The sequence below is a fragment of the Chitinophaga sp. GbtcB8 genome (genome assembly GCF_019091455.1).
GTDB lineage: Bacteria > Bacteroidota > Bacteroidia > Chitinophagales > Chitinophagaceae > Chitinophaga.
In genome coordinates this window covers 150101-156951 of record NZ_JAGXJN010000006.1, presented here as the reverse complement: position 1 = coordinate 156951, position 6851 = coordinate 150101, and the positions used below count along the sequence as shown (strand labels likewise).

The following is a 6851-nucleotide window of genomic DNA, read 5'->3' as shown; positions in this document are numbered from 1 at the left end:
TTGGCTAAACGACCGCAAGAACAGGTAACCTGTACCTGTAACAACCGGCATTAGGCAATAAGACTACGATTGGGTATGTGAGCAACAGCAATAAAAGAGATAAAGGATCTTTTGAGCGTTGGGACTGGGTAAAGTTTCCCATAGGATATAGTTGTGGTTATTTGTATAGTAAAAATTCTACATACATTCATACGACAGTATCAGAAAGCACACCAAACATTCTCACATTGCTAAATTAGACAAATAAATTACCGGCATCTATAGTAGTAATTCGTAGTGCGTGTAGTAATTATTCTACATGAAAAGGCGCCCGGGGTAAAAAGATATATTATAACTTAGCCCTTGTGAACCCGATTGTTTATACATTAACCATCCCCTGCTATGAAAACCGTACTCATTGCCGATGACCACACCATAGTCCGGCTGGGCGTGTTACTGATCATAAAAAGCATGTTCCTGAATGCGCAGGTTATAGAGGCTGAAACACTGGACCAGGCTATAACACAGCTGGAATCAAGACCTTTTGACCTGTTAATACTGGATATTAATATTCCTGGTGGCAACAACCTGCAGATGATTGATGCGGTACGGTTAAGGCAGCCTGATATTAAGATACTGATGTTCTCCGGCTACGAGGAACAGCTGTTTGCACTTAATTATATACAGGCAGGTGCAGATGGTTACCTGGTAAAATATTCTTCTGAAGAGCAAATAAGAACGGCCCTCCGGATGGTAATGAATAACGAGAAATATATCAGCGCTGCTGTAAAAGACCAGCTCCTCTCCCGGCTGCAACAACCCAGACCTGCTGCTGAAAACCCTCTGAACTCGCTATCCGGCAGGGAAAGGGAAGTATTGAACCTGCTGATCAAAGGCAGCAGCATGGCCAAAATAGCAGCTACATTACACCTGCAGCTAACAACAATAAGTACCTATAAGACCAGGATCTTTGAAAAGATGGGGACCGCGAATATTGTTGAATTAATTGAAAAAGTAAAACTATATAACCCGAACATGGGCTAAGCTGCAGGCAGCTCTATTTTTAAAGTAGCTCCTTTCACCTGATTATTTTCTGCTATCAGTTTTCCGTTCACCAGCTCCAGCAGCTCTAATACGATCAGTAAGCCTATACCACCATGCATAGGTGAAGCTTCGTTCCCGTTTAAACCATGGTAGCCATTGATCCAGTCCAGTAACGACGGCGGCAGCCCGGTTCCGGCATCTTCCACTATAATAGATATTTTTCCATTACCGTTCACCGCAGAGAGCCTGATCACTCCGTCCTCCGTGTTCTTCACTGCGTTGTCCAGCAAATTATGAAGCACTACTCCCAGCACCTGGTAGTCGGCCTGGAATTGCAGATCCGGTGATACGTTATTCACAATGCTGGTAGAGCGGGACAATGCAATACTATGAAAGATGTCTATTTTTTCTTCGAGCAGCTCATGCAGGTCAACTTCTTCAGGTACTGCAGTTCCGTTCTTGATATGTGTTCTTATATACTGAATGAGATTTTCCAGCAGGTAGTACATACGGTAAGAGGTGTCGTAAATAGCCCTGGCGCTTCTTGTCATCATTTCCGGGCCCAGCGTCTCTTTGTCTTTCCACGACATGTTGCCGGCTAACATCATCAGATACTTCATAGGAGTTTTAATGTCATGTGTGATGGATGCCATTAAGCGCTCCTGTGTGCGTGCCTGGCGGCGCAACTTTTTCTCGGAAGCAGCCAGGGATGCCAGGATGGTTTGCAGCTCTGCAGTGCGTTCGGTTACCCGGGTTTCCAACACCCGGTTCTGCTGCTTTATTTTATACGTGCGTAACCTGGTATAAACAGCAAAGGCTATTACTAACACCAGCACCACCAGCAAATGGAACCAAACCGTTTCATAATAGGCCGGCAGCACCGTGATCAGTAATACTTTCTCTGTATAATTATTTTTACCAAAGCCGTTTATTTTCCGGATGCGCAGCTGGTAAGTACCGGAAGGGAGTGTTGAAAATGACAGGGTATGGTCATTGCCAAGGGGCAGCCATACTGCGCTGTCCTTTTGCGATGCTGCTACCAGTGCATAGGTTAGCTGCAGGTTGGCAGCATCTCCAAAATAAGGCGTACTTACGCTTAATTTCAGCTGCTGAAAAGTATTTGGCAATACCAGTGAATCACTAAGAGGAACCAGCTTACCGTTCAACACTGCTTCCTCAATATACAGCTCCTTATCCGGCAGTTCGGCGCTTATGCGGTTGGGAGCAAAGTACACCAACCCATCCATGGATGGGAAGGAAATATTTCCGTTACTCCATTTCACCCCACAGGGTTCACAACCACCGTTAAATTCATTTGTTTTAAATCCCCTGTCTTTCCCATAGTACAGGTAATAGACGTACGACTGCTGTTTATCAGCATAAGCCAGCAGATCTTTTCGCGCTGCCTGAAAAAGTCCCTTATTGGTAGTGATCCAGTAATATCCTTTATCATCTTCTACCAGGCAATGTACTGTTTGAAGATATTTATGCTGATCCAGCGGAAACAGGTGCAAGCGGTTCTGCCGGTACAGAAAAAAACCATCATCATAGGTAGTGATCCAAACTTCACCCGGGCGCGGAATGTTTAAGCTGCGAATGTGTTTACCATTAAGCTCTCTGATGGTATCAATGCTGCGGGAGGAAATATGCAGGCGGTAAAGGCCTCTTTTGTTACCCATCCAGAGCATATCTGCGGTCTCCTGCTGCAGGTAGGATGCATTTACCAGCTGTTCAGCCACCAGCTCCGGCGCCTGTTCCGGCGCTGCCGGGGCCAAACGGTAGAGTCCCGCTGTTTTGGTACCTATCCAAAGGCGGCCATCTTTTCCCATATATAGCTGGTTAATGGGCGAAGGGCTCTCCCACTGCCACTGCAACCGTCCTTTGCTGTTAAATTTATACAGCGTTTGTTCATTCTTATACCATACATTTTCCGAACTATCTACAACCATGCTGTACCGGCCATCGGTGAAGCTCCGGGCGCTAATGTGCCCAAACACGGAGCTGCGGCCGGCTGAATCAAAGAGCATGCCCTGTGGCGTTAATACCTGGTTTTCCTCAAGCTCCGCCTGGGCATAATAAACTTCGTCATCAGAGTTCTGCTCACTACTCAGCACATTAAAAGGCTGCCGGGTAAAAACATACAGCCCCCTGGTAACGCTGCCAAGAAAAGCCCGTTCATGTGCTGCATCGTAATAAACAGACATGATCCTGTTTGATACAAAATCAAAATCGTCCACCACCAACCTGGTATGTAAGCTGCCATCCGGCATGCGTTGCAGCATATAACAATGCTCATCCAGGTAAACGAAAGTTTGTTTTGCCGCAAAATTCCAGTATAACTTTAAATAACGGCGGCGGCTCCTGTAACCGTGGTTCTGCAGAATATCGCCTGTAAACGCTACCGTTCTCATATCCCTCCCGTTAAACACCATTGCTTCACCCAAGGCATTTAAATAATATAACTGTCCATTCATTGAAAAAAAGCTCCAGGGGCTGGTATAATGGAAGGCTATACGAAACTGCTGCTGATGCTCCCCTATAAAGACAATACTGTCCTTATGGATTAGAAAAAAACTATTTCTTTTTACAGGGATCAGGTACCGGACTGCCCGGATGTTTTTCTCATATAGATTTGGTAACCCGACAACCGGGTAAGTGCCTGCCCCCTCTTTATAGATCAGCTCTGCGTCTGCATTTGCTGCTACATTTTGCTGCACCGTAGCTTTGCCGCAGCTGATACCGATCAGCTGATGAAATTCTGTGAGGGCAAACAATTCATTATCACCGGGAGCTGAATAGAGGAAGCTGATCCGGCTGGAAGAAATATCCAGCTCATTCTTATTAAAATTCCTGATATAACGGCCGCTCTCTAAACGTACCAGTCCATTCTCGGTTGCCAGCCACACATATCCGGCTTTGTCCGCTGCAATAAACTTTACGCTATTCTGAGGAAGGCCGTTCTCATCCGTAAAATGCTGTAGATTATAATGAACGGTATCCAGCCTGGCAAAGGCCGGGTTATGACAAAGTAATAATAAAAATATGGTTAGATTAACAGTCTTGGCTAAACGTGACATTGCTGGGTCATAGGATTTTCAATCATGTTGCCGGTACGACTAACATATGACCCTAAATATAAAACAAGACTAAATTATTGTCAATGATACAATAGTTGTATATTGATAACCAGCTGGTTGAATGGCAACCTTTTACTAATATTTTACGTTATGATCCACAAACAACTTTCCCGCACACTGGCCTTGCTGCTGGCCGTTATCTTTCAGCATGCCGCGCAGGCCCAGGGACCACAATGGATGCCGCTATTTAATGGTACGGATATTAATGACTGGATCGTGAAGATCCATCACCATGAAACGGGCGATAACTTCGGCAATACCTTCCGGGTGCAGGACAGCATGATCCAGGTGCGTTATGATCAATACGGAAATTTCAATGACCAGTTTGGCCACCTCTATTATAAAACACCTTTCTCTTACTACCATCTTAAACTGGAATACCGCTTTGTGGGTGAATGGTGTAAAACAGCGCCTTCCTATACGGAACTTAACAGCGGGGTAATGTATCATTCCCAGGACCCGCGGACCATGCCCAAAGAACAGGACTGGCCGATCTCTATTGAAATGCAGTTCCTAGCAGGGCTGAGCGATGGAAAGCCCAGACCCACCGGCAATATGTGCTCCCCCGGCACACATATCGTGTACCAGGGCAAGCTGGACACCCGGCATTGCATCAACTCCAGCTCAAAGACCTATGATAAAGATGAATGGATAAAGGTGGAGCTGATTGTTTTAGGCGATTCGCTGATCACGCACATTATTAACGGGGATACAGTGCTGCAGTATTCCAAACCGCAGATAGGCGGGCCGGTGGTGAACCGGTATGACCCTAAGCAAAAGCAGGACGGCAAGCTGCTCTCGAAAGGATATATTGCCTTGCAGAGCGAGGGGCAGCCGATCGATTTCAGGAATGTTATGATCCTGAACCTGGAAGGCACTGTTCCTAAGGAATAATGCACCAGCTACAATTTCAAATTACAATACCTACCCGCCTGCACAGCAACAGGATATTCGGCCTGTATTCCCGGCAATGGCAAGAACGTAACAGCAGAGCCGTGTAAACGCTCTACAGAAGTGTTTCTTTACAGACACGTCTTTCACAAAAAAGAAACATAAAACCGGGTAAAGAACTTCATCTGCATTCCATGTTGCAGCGGGATGCCTGCTGGCACAATATTTCCCCTGAACATTAAAAAAAAGATGAAGAACCCATTCATTAACAAACAACATCTGAAAGACTATCTTATATATGGCGGCATGGCTGCTCTTCTTTACCTGGTATTTCTATTTTACCATTTAAAGGCCGGTGATTATAAAAGCTCCTATCTTTTATACATCGGAAATATAGCATTTGCTATTCCCATCCTTTTATATAACCTGAAGCTTATAAAGCGGCCGTATCAAAAAGAAAGGGCCGTGGCAATGTCCGGGTCCGCCCATCTGGCTACTGCGATGGGCACCCTGCTGTCAGTTGTTCTTGGAGCGCTTCTGATGCTTAGTTTTCATCCTAATATTTTTTCCACTACACCTTCAACGGATGCCTTAACAAACGCGCCTTCCAACACGTCCATGGATCGTCCGGCAGGCTGGCTTTTTATGGTTTGTATTAATGCTCTCCTCATAAACTTCAGCGTGGGCTCATTTATTTCCCTAATGATCTCTTATGCAGGCAAACGTGACCAAACAAAGGATAAGCCTGTTAATGTTTCAAAGTATGAGGCAAATAGAAGTGGAACGGACTGATGGAAAAGCTGATGCAAGCTCCCATACCCCGGCATTAATTCAAATTCCGGAATGCCCGCGGTGAATAACCTGTCCTGGTTTTGAATAATTTTGTGAAGTGAGACGGATGTTCAAAGCCCAGATCGTAAGCTATTTCTGCGATGGAGCTTTGAGTGCTCCACAACAAAGATTTGGCTTTGTCTATCAATTTCAGGTGAATATGCTCCTGCGTTGACTTACCGGTGTATTTGCTTAACAGATCAGACAAATAATTTGCAGAGAGATTGAGGCGCGAGGCAAAATATTTTACATCCGGGATCCCGGATTCAATGGGTGTTTCCTGCGCGAAATAATCGTTCAGCATCCTGTCAAATTTCTTTGTAATGTCATTACCTGCCTTTACTCTTGTAAGGAACTGACGATCGTAGAACCTGGAGCAATAGGATAACATCAATTCAAGATTCGTAAGGATAAGATTGTGCGAGTGGGTATCCAGGTTCATCGAGATCTCCCGCCTGATATTCTGCAGGCAATCTTCCAGCACACTTTTTTCAGCATCTGAAATATGCAGGCACTCGTTGGTATCATAACCAAAAAAAGAATAAGCGGTCAGCTTTTGCCCCCTGCTGTTTGCGTGCAGAAAATCAGGGTGGATGTAAATTGCCCAGCCTTCTACCTTGTTTTCAATTCCGGGCGATAAAACCTGGTGTGGTGCGGTGAACATCAATGAACCTTCGGAAAAATCGTAGGAAGTGCGTCCATACTTAAAGGAGCCTTCTATTTTTTTGCAGGCAATGGAATATAAATTCAAGCGGTATGCATCCCCTTCCTTCCTGTGCGAGCGGTCCACTTTGGCCAGGTCTACCACACTTATCTGCGGGTGCAGCGGCTTATCGTAATGAAAGAAATCGTGCAGCTCCGAAATCGATCCTATATCGATATATTCCATTGGAGGAAGTTGAGTTAGTACAAATAAATTTACAGAAAAACAGGCATTTACCTACAGCATGGTGCCAATCCAGGGGGGGG

Annotated in this window: 5 protein-coding genes; 3 read left to right on the top strand and 2 right to left on the bottom strand. The window is 45.3% G+C overall.

The features are described from left to right. Nucleotides 1–381 precede the first annotated feature (381 nt). Nucleotides 382–1023 (top strand): response regulator transcription factor, encoded by a 642-nt coding sequence (locus KVT36_RS09015; protein WP_217603162.1) that lies wholly within the window; start codon nt 382–384, stop codon nt 1021–1023. Here the strand turns inward: KVT36_RS09015 and KVT36_RS09010 are convergent. Next, nucleotides 1020–4100: a sensor histidine kinase gene (locus tag KVT36_RS09010; RefSeq protein WP_217603161.1), complete on the bottom strand. Its 3081-nt coding sequence runs from the start codon at nt 4098–4100 to the stop codon at nt 1020–1022. The two genes, KVT36_RS09015 and KVT36_RS09010, sit on opposite strands and share 4 nt — an antisense overlap. Before the next feature lie 150 nt (nt 4101–4250). Between KVT36_RS09010 and KVT36_RS09005 the strand changes: the two genes are divergently transcribed. Next, nucleotides 4251–5054, top strand: coding sequence for a DUF1080 domain-containing protein (locus tag KVT36_RS09005; RefSeq protein ID WP_217603160.1), 804 nt, complete (start codon nt 4251–4253; stop codon nt 5052–5054). A gap of 246 nt (nt 5055–5300) precedes the next feature. Further along, nucleotides 5301–5843, top strand: coding sequence for a hypothetical protein (locus KVT36_RS09000; protein ID WP_217603159.1), 543 nt, complete (start codon nt 5301–5303; stop codon nt 5841–5843). Nucleotides 5844–5877: 34 nt separating this feature from the next. Here KVT36_RS09000 and KVT36_RS08995 read toward each other — a convergent pair whose 3' ends face one another. Then, nucleotides 5878–6771 (bottom strand): AraC family transcriptional regulator, encoded by an 894-nt coding sequence (locus KVT36_RS08995; protein ID WP_217603158.1) that lies wholly within the window; start codon nt 6769–6771, stop codon nt 5878–5880. Nucleotides 6772–6851 lie beyond the last annotated feature (80 nt).

What these genes read in the sequence shown, in the direction of transcription:
- KVT36_RS09015 (WP_217603162.1), top strand. Translation starts at nt 382, where the DNA reads ATGAAAACCGTACTCATTGCCGATGACCACACCATAGTCCGGCTGGGC.
- KVT36_RS09010 (WP_217603161.1), bottom strand. Translation starts at nt 4,100, where the DNA reads ATGTCACGTTTAGCCAAGACTGTTAATCTAACCATATTTTTATTATTA.
- KVT36_RS09005 (WP_217603160.1), top strand. Translation starts at nt 4,251, where the DNA reads ATGATCCACAAACAACTTTCCCGCACACTGGCCTTGCTGCTGGCCGTT.
- KVT36_RS09000 (WP_217603159.1), top strand. Translation starts at nt 5,301, where the DNA reads ATGAAGAACCCATTCATTAACAAACAACATCTGAAAGACTATCTTATA.
- KVT36_RS08995 (WP_217603158.1), bottom strand. Translation starts at nt 6,771, where the DNA reads ATGGAATATATCGATATAGGATCGATTTCGGAGCTGCACGATTTCTTT.